Raw genomic sequence first — 19,710 nt, 5'->3', positions numbered from 1 at the left:
TGAAACATCCGTGAGACCCCTTCGAGGCAGGCGGGGAAGCTGGCTTTCCGGAGGCTCGTGGTAGTTAGGGGGCATGGCATCCAGGTACGCACAAGAGGGTGGTCAGTTCCTTCAGCAGGGCCAGCCCGGGGAGGCGGTGAAGAGCTTCCAGAAGGGGCTCTCCATCGACCCGAAGGACGTGGACTGTCTGATGGGATTGGTGCGCACCCACCTGAGCACCGGGGCCGCCAACGAAGCCGAAGGGGCCGTGACGCGCCTGTTGCAGGTGCAGCCGGACAACACCGAGGCCCAGGCCCACCTGGCGATGCTCAAGGCGCAGGCCGGGGACCCGGTGGCGCTGGTGACGCTCAAGGCGCTGGCCGCCGCGCCCACCGCCGGCTACTTCGAGCGCTTCAACCTGGGCACGCTCCTGGCCGAGCGCGGCGACCTGGACGGCGCGAAGGCCGCCTTCGAGGCCGCGCAGGTGGTGGCCCCGCAGAGCGTCTATCCGCACTTCGAGTTGGGCCGCATCGCGGTACAGCGCAAGGACACCCAGGCGGCGGTGCAGCACTTCCAGCAGGCCGCGGCGCTGGCGCCCCAGGAAGCCCTGCCGTTCCTGATGCTGTCGCGCGCGCACGCGTCCAACGGCTCGGTGGGCCCGGCCATCTCCGCGGGCGTGCAGGCGCTGGAGCACGCGCAGGGCAAGACGCGGCTGGCGGTGTTGCAGGACCTCTTCCGGCTGTACCTGCTGGCCAACAGCCAGGAGGCCGCGCGGCGCACCATCCTGGAGCTGCGGCAGATTGAACCCGAGCGCGTCCAGTACATCCACCTGCAGGGCCTGTCGTCGATGCTGGCCGGCGAGCTGGCGGAGGCGAAGGGCCTCTTCCAGGACGCGCTCCGACGCGCGCCCACTCAGTGGGATGTGCGTCACTCGCTGGCGCAGGCGCACGAGGCGCTGGGCGAGCGTGCGGACGCACGGCGACTGTTGGAGGAGACGGTGGTGGCGGCCCCGAACGAGCCCGGCCCCACCAATGACCTGGTGCGCCTGCTGATGGGTGACCAGGACCACGCCCGGGCCCGCGTGCTGCTGGAGCGGGTGCTGGCCGCGAACCCCGAGGACGCGCTCACGCACCTGAACCTGGCGCGCGCCACCCAGCCGTTCGACCGGGCGGAGGCCACCCGCCACGCGAAGCAGGCCCAGTCGCTGGGCGGCGACGAGCTCGTGAAGACCCAGGCGGCGCAGTTGTTGACGGAACTGGGCGGCTGACGCACCCGTCTTCCCCAGGCCCACCCCCGTGCCTACCTTCTCGGCCACGGCCCGGGACGGGCAGGGGGACGTATGCGCAAGGCGGAACAGGCACTGATTGAGCAGTTGGAGGCGCGCTTCCGGGAGGTCACGCGTCTGCTCTACGACACGACCATCCCCGCGAGGGTCCTGGACGAAGAGCTGATGCCAATGATTGCCGAGGATGTCACCTTCACCGACCCCTGGCAGAAGGGCGGCGGCAAGGAGACGTACCGCAAGGGCGCGGCGGGCTTCCATTGCATGTTCCGCTTCGACTTCGACATCTACCAGCTCAACATCCAGTTGGAGCCGGATGGGAAGAGCGGCCGGGCCATGGTGGACGGGGTGATGAACCTCAAGCAGTTCGCCTGGCTGTACACCTATCCCCTGCGCACCATCCTGGTGTTCGACTTCACGCTCCAGCGCGGCGAGGACGGCGGCGAAGCGCTGCCGCTCATCCACGCGCATGAGGAGATGTGGAGCTTCGCGGACATGATCGCCAACGTGCCCGGCGTGACGACGCTCTACAACGGCTTCCGCGGTGCCTTCAGCAAGGGCTTCCTGGTGGCCTCCGCCGTGTTCGGTCGCCTCAAGCAGCCCACGTAGGGGAACGCAGGACAGCCCTGTCAGGAATGTGGGGCGTCCGTTGTGCTGGAACCGGGACACGCGTGTCAGTGCACACGCGGTCCTCCCTCGGGGCAGGCGTCTGTCTGCCCATGGGCACAGGCGTTGCTAAGGCGAGCGGGTCCCATCCCTTTCGAGGAGGAACCGCGTGCGACCCAGGCCCCATCCCATTCTGTTGATGCTGCTGGTGCTCACGACTGCTGGCTGTGAGCACGGCATCGAGGTCGCCGGAGTGCTGGAGGCCACGGCCTCGCGGCTCGAGGACGACCGCGTGTCCATCGTGGTCACCCTGTCCTGTGATCTGGTCTACGGCATGGGCAGGGCGGACGGCCGGTGCGACGCGGATGGCGACCGCGTCTGTGTTTCCGCGCGCTGGTACGCGGCCGACGACACCCTCTTCGCCAGTCCCCTGACGACGGTGGAGCAGTGCCAGGAGGTCTCCACCATCCGAGGCATGCAGCTGACGCTCACCTCGCCCGAGGCGATGGGGGCCGACCCCAGCCTGCGAGTCCTCGTCCGTGCGGATTCGCTGGCGGCGGCCATCATCCTCGCCAATCCCTGACACCCCTGGAGACGACCATGCACAAGACTCTTATCGCCCTGGCCTTCAGTGGGTTCCTGTCCGCGTGCGGTCCGGACTTCGATGTCGTGGGAGTGCGGGCCGCCACGGCGGTTCGGGACGCGGATGATCATGTCACCGTGACGGTGGTCTTCACCTGTCTGCCCGTGGATGGCTCGAAGCCGGACGGGTGTGACGACGAGGATGAGGGGTGGTCGCAATGCGCGGATGCCACCTGGTTCCCAGGCAGCCCCGTGGGCGACCCCCAGGACGGTACCGCGGACAGGCCCGCCGCCACCACGGGGGCAAGCGAATGCGCCAAGCTGGCTCCCGTCGAAGGGGCGACGCTGGTGCTCCGCTCCGATAAGCCGGTTCCGCGTGATGTGCCGCACTACATCTCCGTGGACTCGGGCAGTCCCGGGGATGGGCCCCGGGTCGTCCTCGTCAGCCCATGACACGGGCGGGCTTCAGGCGGGGATGAGCTTCTCCGCCTGGAGCTGACGCATCAGCGCGACCATGGCCTCCGTGCTGTCCAGGTGCATCTCCTGGAAGCCGAAGCGGCGGGCCTTGTTCACGTCGAAGAACGCGTCGTTCTCCACGTGGAAGATGAAATCGCCGAAGGCCCAGTTGGCCAGCTTCTTCAGCCCGTGCGGGTGCAGGCCGTGGCGCTGCGTGAGCGCTTCCCAGACGGGGGCTTTGTCCTTCATCGCCTCGGTGAGGGAGAAGGGCTGCGGGTCGGCGCAGTCGATGCCGAACGCGTCCGCGATGCGCGGGAAGACCTGGCTCCAGCGGAAGACGTCACCATTGGTGATGTTGAAGATTTCGCCCGCGCACGCCTCGTTGAGCGCGGCCCACTCCATGGCCTTCGCCAGCACCGTGGCGTCCGTCACGTTGGCGAGGATGGAATAGGCGCGGGGCGTGGAGGGGAAGCGCAGCGGCACGCGCAACGCCTTGCACAGCGACGCATACACGCCGATGAGGTTGCCCAGGTTCATGGGATTGCCCACGGCGAGGCCCATCATCATGTCGGGCCGCAGGGCGGTCCAGGTCCAGCGGCGGCCCTTGGAGGCGTCGCGCAGGTAGTCCTCCTGGTCGTAGTAGAAGTTGGGCGGGAAGTGGCGCGGGTCGGTCTCCTTCGCGGGCGTCTTGTAGAGCCCGAACTGCGCGCCGTACGCCTTGCCACCCTGGATGAAGCTGACGTGGCGGAAGCCTGGAGCGTGCTTCTCCAGGGCCTCCACGGTGTTGCGCAGCAGGGCGACGTTGACGCGGCTCAGTTCCGCCGCGTCGGGGCGCTCCTGGTAGGCGGCGAAGAAGACGTGGGTGACGTCCTTGAGCCACTCCGCCGCTCCCGCGAACGAGTCCGGCGACAACAGGTCCAGCGACCGCACCTCCGCGCGTGTGGCGAAGTCCGGGGCTCCGCGCGCCACGGCCTTCACGGCCCAGTCCGGTCGCGTGTCCAGGTGCGTGATGAGGTTGCGGCCGATGATGCCAGTGGCGCCCAGCACCAGCGCGGTGTGCTTCGTCGTCATGGGAACGGCCTCCGCGAGGTGTCTGTCTTCAGCGTCCGAAAAAACCGCGCCGCTTGTTCAAGGCCTGCCCGCCCAGCCGTGACAGGCGCTGGCCCAGGATGCGGCTCATCTCCAGCGCGACGGCGGGGTTCGCCATCATCACGCCCCGGAAGTCGTCGCGGCCCACCGCCGCCAGTTCGCACGGCGTGGTGGTGACGGCGGTGGCGTTGCGAGGCTCGCCGGTGAGCAGCGCCAGCTCTCCGAAGAAGCCACCCTGCTTCACCGTGGCCACCGTCTGCCGTGAGCCGTCCTTCATCGCCACCTCGCCGGAGATGACCACGTAGAAGGTCTCCCCCGGGTCGCCCTGGCGGAACAGCTCCGTGCCCGCGGGCTTCTGGAGCAGCTCCGCGCCGCGCGCCACGTTCTCCAACTCGTCGTCACTCAGGGGCGACAGGAAGTCCAGCTTGCGCAGCGTCTGCGCCAGCGACGACGCCAGCCCCGCGCCCAGCGGCGGCTCCGACGTGAGGAACTCCACCGCCGTCGCCACCTGCGCGCGCCGCGCGACCATGATGACGGTGGACCCGGCGCGCAGCTGCGTGTTGCCCTCCGGAAGCGCCGTGTGGCCCTGCGGGTCCACCATCGCGATGAAGATGCACTCGCGCGGGAAGCCCTCCAGCGTCCGCACCTGCGCCACCGTCTGCCCCGCCACCCGGGCGCGCGACGGAATGGTCAGCTCGAACAGGAGCGCGTCGCTGTTGGTGAGCGGCAGCGAACCGGACACCTGCGGGAAGTCGATGGCGGTGGTCATCTTCGCCACCACCACGTCCGCCTCGGCCACCAGTTCCTTCACGCCCGCCAGCCGGTAGGCTTCGCGGTAGTTCGTGTCCAGCATGCGCACCATCAGGCGCGCGCTGGATACGGCACGCACCAGCATGGTGAACGCCAGGTTCGCCGGGTCGTGCGCCAGCACCGCCGCCGCCACGTCCGCTGTCCCGATGCCCGCCGCCTCCAGCACGCGCGGATTCGTGGCGTCACCGCACACCGTCACCACGCCCACCTCCTCGAAGAGGCGCGCGCAGATGCCAGCATCGCGTTCGATGACCGTCACCGTGTGCTGCTCCGACACGAGCCGCGCCGCCAGCGCGCCGCCCACCCGTCCTCCCCCCGCGATGACGATCTTCATGTCGCTCCGTGCTCCTTGCTGTCCTTGCTCACGCTGCCGCCGTGCAACACCTTCTCCAGGTCCAACATCCGCGCATCCAGGTGCGCCAGCATCTCCTCCGCCGTCGCCTCCGGAATCAGCCCGTTGCGCCGGGCTCCCTGCAACGCCGTGCGCTCCGCGTCGATGAGCCGTCGCCGCATGCTCAGCAGGTCCTTCGCCCCTTCCGCCAGGTGCTGCGCGCTGATGCGCCGCAGCTCCCGCTCCGCCCGGGCGATGTTCACCTGGTACTCGCTGCGCAAATGCTCATAGGCCGCGCGCGGCAGCAGGCCCTGCGTGTGCAACGCATCCAACTCCACATGCGCCGCGCGGCTGGCGATGAGCTTGCCCCGCTGCCCCGCCATCTCCAGCGCCACCGCGTCCTGCTGGAACAACCCCAGCCACTTGAGCGCGCCCGTGAGCGCCAACCCCTGGCCCACCATGGACACCAGCGTCACGCCGAAGGCGATGGCCACCAGCTGCTCGCGCGCGGGCGTGTTCTCCGGCAGGCCCAGCGCCAGACCGATGGACAACGCGCCCTTGATGTTGCCCACCAGGAACACGTGCTGCCATCTGAGCGGAATGGACTCCGCGGGCTTGAACAGCTTCAGCAGCAGGAAGGGCAGGTAGATGGCCACCGCGCGCCCCAGCACCACCGCCACCACCGCGAGGCCCACGCCCGGCAGGTGTCCCTGGAGCGCCTCCGGCCGCGTGTCCAGGCCCACGGAGAGGAACAGGAACGTGTTCACGCCGAAGGTGGCGTACTCCCAGAAGGAGTGGATGGCCACCTGGCTCTGCGGCGGCACCTCGCGCCTGAGCGTCACGCCCACCGCGAGCCCCGCCACCACCGCGGAGATGGCGCCCGACAGGTGCACCTCTTCGGCCAGCACATAGGACGCCAGCGCCACGGCCGTCGTCACCATGATCTCCGCGAGCGGATCCTCCGCGCGCCGGATGATGAATCCGCCCAGGAGGCCCATGGCCAGTCCCACAGCCGCGCCGCCCACGGACGCGAGCAGCATGTGCCCGCCAATCGAACCCAGCGTGGGCGTCTGCCCTCCGACCACCACCGCCGCGATGGCCGTGTACGCCACCAGCGCGGTGCCGTCGTTGAAGAGGCTCTCGCCCTGGATGATGCCCGCCAGCCTCCCTGGCACCGGCGCGCGGCGGAACGCGTAGAGGATGGACACCGTGTCCGTCACGGCGAGGATGGAGCCCAGCAGCAGCGCGGGTCCCCACGCCAGGTGCAGCATGAAGTGCAGCGCGGCGCCCGTGGCGCCAATCGCCAGGACCATCCCCAACGAGGACAGCAGGCCAATGGGGATGGCGTTGGCGCGGATGCCATTGAGGTCGGCGGTGATGCCACCCTCGAACAGCAGCAATGGCAGACAGATGAGGAACACCACCTGGGGGTTGAGCGGTGGCACTCCCGGGAGAAGGTGGCCGACCGAGATGATCAGGCCACCCAGAACAAGTGCGACGTTGTAGGGCACACTGGCCCGTTTGGCGGCGATCGCGAGTGCGATGGCCGCCACCATCAGGCCAATGAGGATGGGGACTTCCAGGAGCACATCGACTCCAGCAGGCGCCAGGGGAGAACGGAGTTTTCCAGAATCGCGCGGCGGGTGCACGACCGTCGCGAACCTTTTCCTGACGTCCCCTCCAGCGGGTGTCCGGGGCCCTGCCCGCTTGCCTTCCCCTGACGCGACGGTGCTCCCTGGCGGGAGGGCGGGCGCGTGGTACAGCAGGTCGGGCGATGACCCCTTCTCCCCCAGTGCTGTCCGTCTCCTCGCTGAGGAAGGCGTACGGCGACCGCATGGCCGTGGACGGCATCACCTTCGAGGTAGGGCGCCGGGAGGTGGTGGGGCTGCTCGGGCCCAACGGCGCGGGCAAGAGCACCACCATCAACATGCTCCTGGGCGTGCTGGAGCCCACCTCCGGCACCATCCACATCGAAGGCGTGGACCTGGCCTCCCGCCGGGTGCAGGCGCTGGAGCGCACCAACTTCGCCGCCGTCTACGCGCCCCTGCCCGGCAACCTCACCGTGGCGCAGAACCTGCGCGTCTTCGGCCTCATCTACGACGTGAAGGGCCTGTCCGCGCGCATCGAAGCGCTGCTCACGGAGTACGACCTCCAGCGCTTCCGGGACACCAAGTGCGGCGTGCTGTCCTCCGGCGAGCAGACACGCGTCTCGCTGGCCAAGGCCATGCTCAACCAGCCGCGCCTGCTGCTCCTGGATGAACCCACCGCGTCGCTGGACCCGGCCACGGCGGTGGACATCCGCGACCGCATCCGCGCGTTCGCCCGGAAGGGGGACAGCGGCGTGCTGTGGACGTCGCACAACATGTACGAGGTGGAGGCCGTCTGTGACCGCGTCCTCTTCATGTCGCGCGGCAAGGTGCTGCTCCAGGGCGACCCGAAGACGCTGCCCGGTGAGCACGGCCACGACACGCTGGAGGCGCTGTTCATCGCCGTGGCCAACGAACCCCTGGCCCTGGAAAGGCCTCCCGCCCCATGAACGCCAGCCGCATCGCGGGCATCGCCCTGCGCCAGTTCTATCTCTACAAGGGCAACTTCGCGCGCGTCGTGCCGCTCTTCGCGTTCGTGGCCGTGGACATGGTGCTGTGGGGCTTCATGACCCGCTACCTCAACAGCGTGGCCTCGCACGGCCACGACTTCGTGCCGGCGCTCTTGGGCGCGGTGCTGCTCTGGGACTTCTTCGCCCGGGTGATGCAGGGCCTGACCATGGGGTTCTTCGAGGACGTCTGGTCCCGCAACTTCCTCAACGTCTTCGCCACGCCGCTCACCCTGGCGGAGTACGTGAGCGGGCTGGTGCTGACGAGCATCGTGACCAGCGCCATCGGGCTGCTCGTGATGCTCCTGCTGTCCAGCACGGTGTTCGGCCTGTCCTTCGCGGCCTACGGCGTGATGTTCGTGCCCTTCATCCTCATCCTGTTCCTGTTCGGGACGGCGCTGGGAATCCTCGGCAGCGCGCTGGTGCTGCGGCTGGGGCCGGCGGCGGAGTGGTTCGTCTGGCCCATCCCCAGCCTGCTGTCCCCGTTCGTGGGCGTCTTCTATCCCCTGGCCACGCTGCCGGAGTGGATGCAGTGGGTGGGCCGCACGCTGCCTCCTTCGTATGTCTTTGAAGGCGTGCGCACGCTGGCGGCGGGAGGGGAGTTCCCCGTCAGCATGCTCGGATGGGGGCTGGGGCTCGCCGTGCTGGACATCGTGCTGGCGGCCCTGTGCTTCCAGTGGGTCTACCGCTACGCGGTGCGCACGGGCCTGCTGGCCCGCTACAGCGCCGAAAGCGTGAACTGATTTCTTCAGCGCCGGATGCGCAGGAGCAGGTCCTTCTTGGGCCCGCAGTCGCCCCGGCCATCGCAGTTGCTGGTGGTGACGTACAGGTGGCCGTCGGGGCCCATCAGCACGTCGCGCAGGCGGCCGTAGGTGTCACGCAGGTAGACCTCATGCTTCGCCACGCGGTTGGGCGCCTGCGCGTCGAACACCACCCGGTGCAGGTGCCGGGAGCCCAGCGTGCCCACGAGCAGCGAGTCCTTCCACTCGGCAATCGCGGTGCCGGTGTACACGGCGGCGCCGCCCGGGGGCATCGCGTCGTCGAAGGTGAGCGACGGGGTGATGCGGCCGGACTGCGTCTCACACGAATAGATGCCGGGCCAGCCCAGGTTGTCGCCGGCCTTCACCACGTTCACCTCGTCGTGCGCGCGGCGCATCGTCTCGCCGCTGGGCCCGTGGTCGGTGAGGTACAGCGTCGCGGCGTCCTTCCAGTCAAAGCCTTGCGTGTTGCGCACGCCCAACAGGAACGCGGGGGAGTTCGCGAAGGGATTGTCCTGGGGAATGGCGCCCTCGGGCGTCAGCCGCAGCAATTTGCCCGCGGTGCTCGCCGGGTCCTGGGACAGGTCCGGTTCGCGCGAATCGCCGGTGCCCACGTACAGCATGCCGTCCGGCCCGAAGCGCAGCCGTCCGCCGTCGTGGTACTTCGCGGACGGGATGCCGCCCAGGATGACCCGCTCGAAGGTCGCGCTCGTGCCCTCCGGTGACAGCGTCCAGCGCTCCACCCGGTTCTGCGCCTTCCCGTCCATTTCGGTGGTGACGTACAGGTAGAACTGGCGGTTCGTCGCGAAGTCCGGGTGCGCGGCGATGCCCAGCAGGCCTCCCTCGCTGCTGTCGGCGATGGGGACCGTGGCCACGGGCTGGGGCTGAAGCGCGCCGCCGCGCAGCAGGCGCACCCGGCCCGGTCGCTCGGTGAGGAGCGCGTCGCCGCCTGGCAGGAAGGCCACGCCCCAGGGGACCTCCAATCCTTCAGCCACCACGTCCACGGCGATGGGGACGGTGCCGTCCGGGCCCCAGCCGTCCTCCACCAGGATGCAGTCCGCGGGGGCGGCGGTGCCCTGCGCCTGGCTCTTGCGACAGGCGGTGGCGGAGGCGGTGAGCACGACGAGGGCGGACAGCAACAGGCGTCGGGAGCGCATGGGGGGAATCTAGCCGCCCTGGGGACAGTGAACGCACGCCATGGACCTGGAAGGGGGGCAGGCGGGCGCACCACACGAGGGGAAGGGGCCCCGCGCGGCGTTGTCTTGGCCCTTGTCGTGGGCACCTTGCTCGGGCGGGTTCAGCAACATCTTCGCCCAGCAGGAGGCGGTTCCATGGCGCGCATCGCATTCATCGTGGCCAACGATTTCGAGGACTCGGAGTTCAGCGTCCCCTTCGACAAGGTGAAACAGGCGGGGCACGAGGCCGTCATCATCGGCGTGGAGGCAGGCAAGGTCCTCAAGGGAAAGAAGGGGACGGAAATCACCACGGAGAAGGCGGTGAAGGACCTGAATGCCACCGACTTCGCCGCGCTGGTGATTCCCGGCGGCTATTCCCCGGACCACCTGCGCATGGACATCAAGATGGTCGGCTTCGTGAGCGCCTTCTTCAAGGCGGACAAGCCCATCGCCGCCATCTGCCATGGGCCGTGGATGCTGGTGGAGGCGGACATCGCGGACGGGCACACCGTCACCTCGTTCCCCTCCATCAAGACGGACCTCATCAACGCCAACGCGCGCTGGGTGGACCGCGAAGTGGTGGAGGACGGCAACCTCATCACCTCCCGCAAGCCGGACGACCTGGACGCCTTCTGCGCCGCGCTGCTGCGCCAGGTGAAGAGCGGCATCGCCCCGCGCATCGGCTCGGCCCAGGCCGCCGAGGCCAACGTGGACCGCGCGCCGCCCATGCATTGAGCCGTCGCGCGGGATTCGTACGGAGCGGAACGACAGGACCCAGGCCCTCGGGATGCCATGCGACCCGGGGGCCTTGAAGTGTTCACTGGCGGGAGGGCGTCCGGGGGCCCATCGGCCCGCCTCCCCAGACAACCCCGGGACTTGGACTGTCAGCCCGCCAACCCTCACCCCATGACGCACCCGGATACAACCCTCAGGGTTGTCATTCCGTTGAACTGAGATTGTTCCGCCAGAACAGTCTTGCGAGCGGGGTCAGAAACATCTTTAGTGGGTTTCCCGTACCCCAGGGGAGTCAATCGTTCCCTGGATTTTACACTTGAGTTGCTATTATTCATTTCTGCTGTTTATTGTCCGGTCCGAAGCGACTCGGACGCGCTCCCGGCGCGGTGCCATCGGACCCCCCTCATGAACCTGGCATCCCGAACCGTGACCTCCCCGCCGCGACAGGTTGTCCGGGCCGTGCTGCATGAGGCCCTGGAGAGCAAGCTGGGGGGAGAGGTGGTTGTGAAGTCCACCTCGGTCTCCGGGCGCATCTTCGTGGTGGAGCGCAAGGTGGCGTGGACGGTCCTCACGGGGCCCGGGGCGCGCAGCTTCTCCACGGCGCTCATCGATGCGCGGCTGGTGAGCCGGGAAGACGTCGAACAGGTGATGTCGGAGTGCCGCAAGAACGGCGGCAACTTCTGCGAGACGCTGGTGGCCTGGGGCCTGGTGGCGCGCGACACGCTGCGCGACCTCTTGTGCCGGCACCTGGGCGGACAGCTGGACGCGCTCTTGGGGCTGACGGAGGTGCAGGCCCTCTTCGTGCCGCAGCCGCGCTCCTACTCCAGTCAGATGACCTTCAAGTTGGAGGAGCTGGCGTTCCCCGCGCAGCCGCCCTCCGAAGCACCGCAGTCGCAGGTCCCTCCCTCCCTATTGGAAAGAGAAGCAATGGCGAACGTGAAGCAGGCGCTGGAAGAAGCTCTCAAGATCGACGGCGCCTTCGCGGTCTGTCTGGCCGATGCGAAGAGCGGCATGACCCTGGGCAGCGCCGGTTCCGCGGGGTTCAACATCGAGGCGGCGGCCGCGGGCAACACGGAGGTGGTGCGCGCCAAGATGAAGACGATGCAGTTGCTGGGCATCAAGGACCGCATCGAGGACATCCTCATCACCCTCGGCGAGCAGTACCACATCATCCGTCCGCTCTCGGCGCGCGACGGCCTGTTCCTCTACATCGCGCTGCACCGCGCGAGCGCGAACCTGGCGCTGGCGCGCTTCCGTCTGGCGGAGCTGGAGAAGACCCTCCAGGTTTGAAGCCCCGCGCGCCCTGGCTCGAAGCCCTTCGCCGCCCGTTTCCCTTCAGCCGGGAAGCGGGCGGTGGCGTTTTGGGACTCTCTCCGTCAGGCGCGATGCCGCTCCGCGACGCGGTAGAGCTGCGTCAGGGAGCAATCCAGCAGGGCCTGACGCGAGCGCAGGTAGCGGTGGGCGCGGACGAAGGGCATCCAGACGCGATCGCCAACACGCACCTGTGCCTCCTCCAGCTTCCTGCGGGGGATCCACTGCCCGCCGAGGTGTCGGACCAGGACCTCGCCCAGGTACGCGCCAAGGGCGGGCACCACGGTCGTGTCGAGCATCTCCCTTTCGTAGCGCCCCGGGATGTCCAGCCTCCACAGGTGGAAGTCGACCTCCGTCAGCGACTCGGGCGTTGCCTTGAAGAGCGACGCCACCTGGGTATGCAGAAGCACGACGAGCTGTTCCGCGAGCTCCGCGTAGTGTTCACGGGCGAGGCCTGGGTCCTCGACATCGCAAGGCAGTGGGACGGGAAGCCATTCCTCCGGCTCGGGGGGATGGTAGGCATTGAGTTCGGCGATCCTTCGCTGGCGCTCACCGATGGGGGCTACGTCCGGAAGGAGGGAAAGGAGCGCCGCCACCTCCGGATCGAAGCGAGGCTCGACGGGGACCAGGGCCGCGCTGCGCTCGCGCAGGCCGCCGAGCACGGCGTCGAAGTCGAGCTCCGGCCGCAGGTGGACCATCGCTCGCGCCTGCGCCAGGCGTGCGGCCTCGCTGGCGAAGTCGGCGGCGATGGGCCAGGTCACCAGGAGGACGGAGCCGTCGGGAAGCTCCTCCACCCGGTGCGCTGGCGTGGACAGCATCCGCTCCCGGCCGACGGCTTCCACCAGCTTCGGGCCGAAGACGTTGAGCCAGCAGACCTCGTAGATCTTGTCGAAGCCGTCTGCTCGCGCGACCTGCTCGTCGCGGCCGAAGTAGGGGGCCCCCGCCAACTGCTCGTCGGCCTCGCTGTGCGCCGCGGTATGGGGGACCGGATACCGGGAGGCCCAGGCCCGGATCATGTCCACGAACTGGCGGCAGCGGTCTTCCTCCGAGAAGAAGGAGAGGGGCTGCACATGGAGGATGATGCCCATCATGGGCCGCCGCGTCTTCAGGCCCAGATAGAGCGTCAACGACATGTTGGGAGGCTTCCGTCGAAAGAACACGATGCTTGTGCTCTTTTCGCCACGCTCTTCCTCCAAAGCCTTCCAGATGGAGGCCTGAGAGTACTTGCGCTGCCGCTTGCCTTTGACGATATCCGGCATCCAGTCGCCTGCGTGCTCTTCGAGCGCCTGGATGAAGGGGGCCAACTCGTGAGTTAGAGGGGCGTGCTGATCGAAGCAGCCATCGTAGTAAAGCGACAAGCTGTCTTCGAGGTTCAGGTCCCGCAGTGTCAGCGACTTCATTGGAATTGGATCTCCACTCCCTCGACCTCGATCTTGAGCCTGTCCAGTGCGGCGGTCAGCGCCTGGGGGCTGCTGGGGGCCAATCTGCCACCTTCGTAGACAAGACGGACCTTCTGGACCTTCGCCTTCATCATCAGTCCGGGCCGGCGGATGTTCAGTTCCTCGCCGTAATACCCCAGGGCTTCATTCGCGTCCGCTGCCATCCGAGCCGTCAACTCTTTTGATTTCAGAGAAGTGAGGTCGCGGCTCTTGAAGCTGAACGTCTCCACGCGTGGGGGCTGTCCGGCGGGTGGTTTCTCCTCGATGACGAGCACATCCGCGAAGCGGAGATCCGCCTTCGCCACGCCGACATGTGTCTCGATGCGGGGCTGGTTGAAGTCCTTGAGCCACTGCCGCTGTGCCGGCGCTCGCGCCGCGTCCGCCCTCAACCTGGACACCATGAGACGCTCGAACTGCAACCCCCGGGCGAACACGCCCCGCAGGTCGAGGTATCCGTCCCATCGCAGAGGCCCCTTGGTGGCGGTTGCCTGCTCCAGTTCCACCAGCCGGCTCTCCCGGTACGCCACGTAGTCGTGCCAGAGCGGGTGTCCTTCGGCTCCGGGCGGCGGTGCCTCCCGCGACGGATGTTGTTTCTTCAGCAGCGCGACATCCGCGGTCAGGCGAGGACCCGTGGACTCCAGCTCCACCTGGGCCAGTCTGGCTTCCAGGACTTCCCGAGGGATGCCAGCCGCCTCTTTCGCCAGCGAGGACGTGCTGCCGCCGTTCCTCGCTGAAGATGCGACCGGCCGCTCGCGACTCGCCTCCGCCAACAGGGCCTGCGCCTTCGCCGGATTGCCTCGGGCTTCGTGCAAGGCCAGCGCCCCGGCTTCTCCCCACTCCGCCGCGAGCAGGGCCCCTTCCCGGTTCGCTTGCATGTAGCGCAGCAGTTCGCGAGCCGCGTTGACACCCAGCCGGTCCTCCAACTGCGCCACCACTGCCTTCAGCCCCTCCAGATCGAGCGCTGGCATCTGGAGTCGTCGTCCGCCGCCCCGCCCGTTCCTCACGGTTTCCGAGAGAGAACGCGCGCCCTTGCCTCCGGCATACAGCGCCACCATCAATGCCGCTGGCGCAAGCTCGCGTGTGGCCTGCTCGTACCGGCCCTGCGTCAGGGAGTACGCCCCCCGTCCGGTGCCAGCCAACAGGTGGAAGAAGCCCAGGGGCACGCCGAAGGTCAGGTGGTCGAAGCTCCCCAGCGCCACACTGTCCGGCGCGAAGTGCTGCTCCATGAGTGCCTGCTCCACCTCATCCAGGGCCTGCTGATAGGGCGGCGGCAACTGCCCACGCTTCGCGGAGAGATCCATGTACCGGGCCCCTGCGCTCACCTGGCTGCTTGAGAGTACATCCCTGCCTGCCCGGCCCAGGCCCCGGAGCACGTCCCCGGCCTGTTCCGCCCGTTCGGGGAACTCCGAGAGCTTCAGCCCCCGCTCTTTCAATTCCTCGCGCACGGTGGACATGCCACCCAGCACCTCACCGAGTTGTTTGTCCCGGGCCAGCAGTTGAAGCACCGCGCGCAGTTCATCATCGAAGGCGGAGTGGAGGATGAAGAGGGCGAATACCTCCGCCAGGGGGACGCCGTACTTCTCCGTCGCGGTGACGAGGAAGGCGGCGCGCTTGCGATTGAGGACGAGCGCGGCGTCCGCGCTCAAGGGGCCCAGGGCTCCAAGCCGGACGGCGTCCCAGTCCTTCAAGGATGCGACCAGCCGGGGCATGTCCACGCCACGCTGCATCGCCACGAATCCGGCGGGCGAGGCGCACGTCAGGAAGGGGGCGAGTACCTCCTCGCTGGACTCCAGGTGGGGCCAGCCCGGAGGGACGCTGTCACCGCCGCAGGAGATGAGCGCTTCGCCTGACGCTTCGGCGGGGTCTACCCTGGAGGCATTCGCGCCCTGCTCACGCTTCGGACCCTGTCGATGGCGCAATCGCGCTTCCGCGGCCGACGCCACGAGCGGTGAAGGCGCTCCGTGCGAGGGCTCGTGGCCCGCCGTCTCCCACGATGCCGATGGGGTGCGCGGCCCGTGGGCCCAGGTTCCACCGGCGTGGGCCCGAACTGGCTGCGTGACGCACCCGGCGCTGAGCAGGAGCGCGATGCAGGGCAGGACCCATCCGCACCTCAAGGACTCAGCGCGCATCATCCACCCCCATTCCCACGGAGGCGAAGGCTCCCGGGCGCAGCGTCCCCTCCGGGGTTGGGTACAGCAGGGTGCCGCCCTGCCCCAGGGCGTACAGCCGGCCACCGAGGAAACGCCAGCGCACTTCGCCCGACGTCAGGTAGCGCACTCCCGGTTGGCGCATCCCGACCGCAAGGCCTCGAAAGGCCACTTCGACCTCCCGGTGGAAGAGCTGCGCGGCCAGCCGCACGTCCGCGTCCACGCGGCCCCAGCTGAAAGCCTCCGTGGACACGGAGAGGCGCAGGTGTCGCCGCACCAGATCCCCCAGGCGCACGGCGTCCCAACCGACAATCACCTCCCCGAAGGTGGAGGCCCCGGTGGGGAAGGTCGCCTCCGCCAGCGCTACCCCAGCGCCTCCCGCCACCTGGAAGCGCGCCAGCTCGTAGTCCTGGCCAAAGTAGCTCTGCCGGAAGCCTCCGCGCTGAAGGCGCACCTCCAGCCGGGCCAGGACGTCCAGCGTTGGTGACACCGCGTCCAAGCCCAGGCCGGCCACCGCGCCCCATGCGTCGGCTTCCCCAGGTCGTCCGCCCCATCCGGCGAAGACCTGGGCTTCGACACCCCCGTCGTTGCCCCGTCGCACCCACACCACCGCCGTGCCGTCGACATGTGCGAGTGTTACCGGCCGTGCCGTGCCTCCGGGGCGTGCCCCGTCATGCACGGCGGACAGTGCCAAAGTGTACCGCCCGGGTTGCATGGGTCGGCCTCCGAGGACGTGGGCCACGTCCACTTCAACCTCCGCGCCCACGAGCCGCGTCCCCAGCACATCCGAGGTGAATGCCTCCGCGTAGAGCGGCCCCAGCGTGCCCGTCAGCACCGCCCCGGCCGGGTGGTAGTCCGGGTTGGCTCGGTTGGAGTAGCGCCGCACCAGATGTCCGGACAGCAGGCTGTAGCAATCCAGGGAGCCGGCCCACAGTGAGACCGGGGACGCGTCGCTGCCCAGCGAAAGGAGGCGGACCACCTGCCCCCAGTCCGACAGTGTGTCCCAGTCCTCCTTCCGGATGAGTCCGGCCTCAGTCCCTCCACCCCACAAGCGCAGCCGCACCGGGGCGCCCAGGTTGAGACCGAATGCCTCTGCTCCGTCCACGACCAGCAGGGGCTCCACCTGGAGGAATCCCTCGTCCATCCCCATGCCCATACGCGGTGATAGCGCCAGCGTGGTCGCTTCCAGGCGCGTCAGGAAATGCCACGCGCCCGGTGGTGATGTTGGCCCCTCCTTCAGGGACTCCGGGACGTCACGCGCCCACGCGACGAACGGCGACGTCAGCCACAGCCAGACTGCGCAACCCCAATGCATCCGCATTCCTGCCTCCCGTGATAAGCCCGGAAGAGGCAGCAAAGGACATGCGTCTGACGTTCAGCGCGGCGGTTCCAGTCGAGCGTCACGCTCGGGATGGGGGAAGGGGCCGACGCTGGAGAGGGTCAGTGGTCTCCCGCGCGCTTCTCACCGGCTTCCACGCGCAATGCCAGACGGTTGCCGCGCGGAGGCAGCGGGCAGGTGGCGAAGGCGGAGAAGGCGCACGGCGGATTGTAGGCGCGGTTGAAGTCCAGCACGACGCGCCCGTCCTGGTCCGGCAGCGGCGCGGAGAGGAAGCGGCCGGCGCCGTAGGTGGCGTCGCGGTTCGTCTCGTCACCGAAGATGATGAACAGCTCATCCGAGCCCTCATCCTGCACCGGCAGCAGGCGGTACTCCTTGCCCGCCACGGTGAACACGAGCGCTCCGGGCGACGGCAGTTGATCCTGCGTGCCAAGCACGTTGGGCACGGTGATGGTGCGTGACGCGGAGTCCGGCACCAGCCTCGCTTCCACCTTCCACGCGGCGCTGGGCGCGTAGGTGGGGATGCCGTGGAACTGCTTGCGCGCGGGGGCCTCCGCGTCCTTCACCCGCACGCCCAGCTTGTCGCCCCGGTGGATGACCTGGAAGTTCACGCTGCCCAATCGCAGCACGTCCGGCGCGCCCTTTTCGTCTGTCTTCAGCGCACCCCCCGTGAAGGGCTGCCCCTCCTTCGTGAAGACCACGCCCGCCGCTGGCTGGAAGCGCACGGTGCTGCCCTCGCGCACGAAGGCGCCCGCCTTCGCCGGCACCGACGCGGGCAGGCGCACCGCGCTGTCGGGCGCCGAGCCCACCGTCTGCTCACCCTCCTTCAGCCAGGTGAGCCCCACCAGCGTCAGCCAGCCGTCCTCCGTCGACAACTCCCGCACCCGCTGCGCATGCCACGCCTGGGTGGCGGAGACGACGTCCTCTGCCTGCGTCGCCGGGGCCTTCTTCTCCGCGGTGGGGGCCGGGGGCTTCGGGGGCGCCTTCGCGGGCGGCGCGGCCTGCAGGCAAAGGGACAGGACCAGGGCGAGGGTGCTCATGCGGATGGGCCTCGGGGCGTGGGGGAGGGGAGGACTTCGCGGCCCTGCTGTCTAACAGGGGCGCACTGCCGCGCGCAGCGCTCCCGGTTGCGCGCTGTCCACCCGCGTGCGATGCCGCAGGGGCTCCCCATGAACCTGGACCTGAAACCCGCGCCCCCCGCCAGTGCCTTCCGCAAGCTCGCGCTGGGCACGTGGCGTGCGCCCCGAGACCCTACCGCCTACGCGTCGCTGGAGGTCCGCATGGAGCCAGCGCTCGAGTTCATGGCCTCGCACCGCACCCGGACAGGCCGGCGGCTGACGGTGACGCACCTGGTGGCGAAGGCCGCCGCGGACGCGCTGCGCCTCCACCCCGAAGCGAACGTCGTGCTGCGCGGCAACCGCCCCTGGCAGAGGCAGGACGTGGGCGTGTGCGTGCTGGTGGTGCAGCCGGCGCACGGCTCAGCGCGGGTGGACCTGACCACCGCCACCGTGCACCGCGCGGATGCGATGCCATTGGAGGCCCTGGCCGACGCGCTGGAAGCGAAGGTGTCCCGGGTGCGGGCGCGCGAGGACGTGGAGATTGAGCGGGGCAAGCGCCGCTCGTCACTCCTGCCCGGCTGGTTGATGGGCCCCGCGCTGCGGCTGTTGTCGTTCGTCTGGTACGGGCTGAACGTGGACCTGCGCTTCGTGGGCATGCCCTTCGACCCGTTCGGCTCCGTGGCGGTGACGAACCTGGGCTCGCTGGGCCTGGAGCAGGGCTTCGTGGCCATGGTGCCCTACACCCGCGTGCCCCTGCTGCTGGCCCCAGGCAAGGTGCGCGACGTGCCGGTGGTGGAAGCAGGCGCGCTGGTGCCCGGCAAGGCGATGACGCTCACCTGCACCTGGGACGCGCGCCTCATCGATGTGGACCTGGCGGCGCGGGTGCTCCGGCACATCGGCGGAGCGCTGGAGGACCCCCGGGGGTGGGATGCACCCGGGGGCGAAGCGCGGTAGAACGGGGACCTCACCTGGAGGTCACCGCCATGTCCGTGGATCCCTTCCGTCGTGTCGGCTCGTCCCGCCCCGTGGGGCGCGTGCTGGGCGGCCAGGACCGTTTCGAGAAGGAATCGCTGGAGGGCCCCGCGGAAGGGCCCCTCGCGATGGACCGCCGCCAGCGCATGGCGGGAGGCCCCCTGCCGGTGAACGGCGAGAGCCCCTTCGCCGCGAAGCTGCGCAAGCTGGGCGCGTCGAACCCGGACGACGGCAAGGAAGGCTGACGTCGTCCCGGGACCGCGCTCAAACCTGCCCGGAGCCGCCGTCCACGAACAGCTCCACGCCGTTGACGAAGCTGCTGTCGTCCGTGGCGAGGAACACCGCGACCTTGGCCACCTCGTCCGGCTCGCCCATGCGGCCCAGGGGGATGGTGGCCGTCAGGTGCTTCTTGAGCTGGGCCGCCGCGTCCGCGTTGGGCGCCAGCCCGCTGAGTCCCGGCGTGTCGATGGGGCCCGGGCTGAGGGTGTTCACCCGGATGCGGCGCTCCTTCAAGTCCGACGCCCAGGTGCGCGCGAACGAGCGGATGGCGGCCTTGGTGGCGCAGTAGACGCTGAAGGCTGGCGTGCCATCCGAGCCCGCGATGGAGCCCGTCAGGATGACGGACCCGCCATCCTTCAAGAGCGGGAGCGCCTTCTGCACCGAGAACAGCGTGCCCTTCACGTTGACGTCGAAGGTCTTGTCGAAGTGCTCCTCCGTGATGGAGCCCAGCGGCGCGAACTCGCCCAGGCCCGCGTTGGCGAACACCACGTCGATGTGCCCCGCCTGCTCCTTCACCGCCGCGTAGAGCCGGTCCAGGTCCGCGAGCACCGACACGTCTCCACGGACGCCCACCGCGCCGTGGCCAATCTCCTTCACGGCCCGGTCCACCTCCACCTCCCGGCGGCCGGTGAGGAACACCTTCGCCCCCTCGTTCGCGAAGCGCTTCGCCGTCGCGAAGCCGATGCCCGTCGTCCCACCCGTCACGACCGCCACTTTTCCGTCGAGCCTGCCCATGGTCCTGCTCCTTCACGCGCGAAGCCGTGCGCCCCGC

Annotated in this window: 19 protein-coding genes; 10 read left to right on the top strand and 9 right to left on the bottom strand. The window is 69.0% G+C overall.

What is annotated here, in order from left to right; genetic code table 11:
* Positions 1-73: 73 nt before the first annotated feature.
* The 4 genes from OV208_RS02505 to OV208_RS02490 all read left to right on the top strand — a co-directional run bounded on the left by OV208_RS02505 (position 74) and on the right by OV208_RS02490 (position 2,902).
* A complete protein-coding gene (locus tag OV208_RS02505; protein ID WP_267572170.1) occupies positions 74-1,246 on the top strand; it encodes a tetratricopeptide repeat protein in 1,173 nt (390 codons plus the stop codon).
* 72 nt (positions 1,247-1,318) lie between these two features.
* Positions 1,319-1,870 carry a hypothetical protein gene (locus OV208_RS02500; RefSeq protein WP_267572169.1) on the top strand — a complete coding sequence of 184 codons (552 nt, stop codon included), beginning with the start codon at positions 1,319-1,321 and terminating at the stop codon, positions 1,868-1,870.
* Between the two features lie 166 nt (positions 1,871-2,036).
* Entirely contained in the window at positions 2,037-2,450 is a 414-nt protein-coding gene (locus OV208_RS02495) for a hypothetical protein (RefSeq protein ID WP_267572168.1), read from the top strand.
* A 17-nt stretch (positions 2,451-2,467) separates the two neighbouring features.
* Positions 2,468-2,902, top strand: a complete 435-nt coding sequence (locus OV208_RS02490; protein ID WP_267572167.1) for a hypothetical protein — start codon at positions 2,468-2,470, stop codon at positions 2,900-2,902.
* Positions 2,903-2,914: 12 nt separating this feature from the next.
* Here the strand turns inward: OV208_RS02490 and OV208_RS02485 are convergent, their stop codons facing one another.
* Genes OV208_RS02485 through OV208_RS02475 form a run of 3 tightly spaced genes read right to left on the bottom strand, consistent with a single transcriptional unit; the run spans position 2,915 to position 6,724 of the window.
* The gene (locus tag OV208_RS02485) at positions 2,915-3,976 is read right to left on the bottom strand and encodes an SDR family oxidoreductase (protein WP_267572166.1); all 1,062 of its coding nucleotides are present in this window, start codon (positions 3,974-3,976) and stop codon (positions 2,915-2,917) included.
* A 28-nt stretch (positions 3,977-4,004) separates the two neighbouring features.
* On the bottom strand, positions 4,005-5,138 hold the full coding sequence (locus OV208_RS02480; protein ID WP_267572165.1) for a cyclic nucleotide-binding domain-containing protein: 1,134 nt from the start codon (positions 5,136-5,138) through the stop codon (positions 4,005-4,007).
* Positions 5,135-6,724, bottom strand: coding sequence for a cation:proton antiporter (locus OV208_RS02475; protein ID WP_267572164.1), 1,590 nt, complete (start codon positions 6,722-6,724; stop codon positions 5,135-5,137). The genes OV208_RS02480 and OV208_RS02475 overlap by 4 nt, the downstream gene beginning before the upstream one ends.
* Before the next feature lie 185 nt (positions 6,725-6,909).
* Here OV208_RS02475 and OV208_RS02470 point away from each other — a divergent pair, with 185 nt between their 5' ends.
* The gene (locus tag OV208_RS02470) at positions 6,910-7,671 is read left to right on the top strand and encodes an ABC transporter ATP-binding protein (RefSeq protein ID WP_267572163.1); all 762 of its coding nucleotides are present in this window, start codon (positions 6,910-6,912) and stop codon (positions 7,669-7,671) included.
* Entirely contained in the window at positions 7,668-8,471 is an 804-nt protein-coding gene (locus OV208_RS02465; protein ID WP_267572162.1) for an ABC transporter permease, read from the top strand. The genes OV208_RS02470 and OV208_RS02465 overlap by 4 nt, the downstream gene beginning before the upstream one ends.
* Positions 8,472-8,476: 5 nt before the next feature.
* Here the strand turns inward: OV208_RS02465 and OV208_RS02460 are convergent, their stop codons facing one another.
* Complete coding sequence (locus OV208_RS02460; RefSeq protein ID WP_267572161.1) at positions 8,477-9,643, bottom strand: PQQ-dependent sugar dehydrogenase; 1,167 nt, start codon at positions 9,641-9,643, stop codon at positions 8,477-8,479.
* Positions 9,644-9,817: 174 nt separating this feature from the next.
* On the opposite strand from OV208_RS02460, the gene OV208_RS02455 reads away from it, so the two are divergent.
* Positions 9,818-10,396 carry a type 1 glutamine amidotransferase domain-containing protein gene (locus OV208_RS02455; RefSeq protein WP_267572160.1) on the top strand — a complete coding sequence of 193 codons (579 nt, stop codon included), beginning with the start codon at positions 9,818-9,820 and terminating at the stop codon, positions 10,394-10,396.
* Between the two features lie 459 nt (positions 10,397-10,855).
* Complete coding sequence (locus tag OV208_RS02450) at positions 10,856-11,686, top strand: hypothetical protein (RefSeq protein ID WP_267572159.1); 831 nt, start codon at positions 10,856-10,858, stop codon at positions 11,684-11,686.
* A gap of 86 nt (positions 11,687-11,772) precedes the next feature.
* Here the strand turns inward: OV208_RS02450 and OV208_RS02445 are convergent, their stop codons facing one another.
* From OV208_RS02445 to OV208_RS02430, 4 genes are all read right to left on the bottom strand, one after another.
* Complete coding sequence (locus tag OV208_RS02445; RefSeq protein WP_267572158.1) at positions 11,773-13,107, bottom strand: hypothetical protein; 1,335 nt, start codon at positions 13,105-13,107, stop codon at positions 11,773-11,775.
* Positions 13,104-15,275: a hypothetical protein gene (locus tag OV208_RS02440; protein ID WP_267572799.1), complete on the bottom strand. Its 2,172-nt coding sequence runs from the start codon at positions 15,273-15,275 to the stop codon at positions 13,104-13,106. The genes OV208_RS02445 and OV208_RS02440 overlap by 4 nt, the downstream gene beginning before the upstream one ends.
* The gene (locus OV208_RS02435) at positions 15,265-16,614 is read right to left on the bottom strand and encodes a hypothetical protein (RefSeq protein ID WP_267572157.1); all 1,350 of its coding nucleotides are present in this window, start codon (positions 16,612-16,614) and stop codon (positions 15,265-15,267) included. Before OV208_RS02435 ends, OV208_RS02440 begins: the two co-directional genes overlap by 11 nt.
* A 119-nt stretch (positions 16,615-16,733) precedes the next feature.
* A complete protein-coding gene (locus OV208_RS02430; RefSeq protein ID WP_267572156.1) occupies positions 16,734-17,669 on the bottom strand; it encodes a DUF1684 domain-containing protein in 936 nt (311 codons plus the stop codon).
* A gap of 129 nt (positions 17,670-17,798) precedes the next feature.
* Between OV208_RS02430 and OV208_RS02425 the strand changes: the two genes are divergently transcribed.
* The gene (locus OV208_RS02425) at positions 17,799-18,641 is read left to right on the top strand and encodes a 2-oxo acid dehydrogenase subunit E2 (RefSeq protein WP_267572155.1); all 843 of its coding nucleotides are present in this window, start codon (positions 17,799-17,801) and stop codon (positions 18,639-18,641) included.
* A gap of 29 nt (positions 18,642-18,670) precedes the next feature.
* Entirely contained in the window at positions 18,671-18,904 is a 234-nt protein-coding gene (locus OV208_RS02420) for a hypothetical protein (RefSeq protein WP_267572154.1), read from the top strand.
* A 19-nt stretch (positions 18,905-18,923) separates the two neighbouring features.
* Here the strand turns inward: OV208_RS02420 and OV208_RS02415 are convergent, their stop codons facing one another.
* A complete protein-coding gene (locus OV208_RS02415) occupies positions 18,924-19,673 on the bottom strand; it encodes an SDR family NAD(P)-dependent oxidoreductase (protein ID WP_267572153.1) in 750 nt (249 codons plus the stop codon).
* Positions 19,674-19,710: the final 37 nt, after the last annotated feature.

It is taken from the genome of Corallococcus sp. bb12-1, assembly GCF_026626765.1.
In the GTDB taxonomy this organism is placed as follows: domain Bacteria; phylum Myxococcota; class Myxococcia; order Myxococcales; family Myxococcaceae; genus Corallococcus; species Corallococcus terminator.
This window is presented reverse-complemented; position numbering and strand designations above follow the sequence as displayed.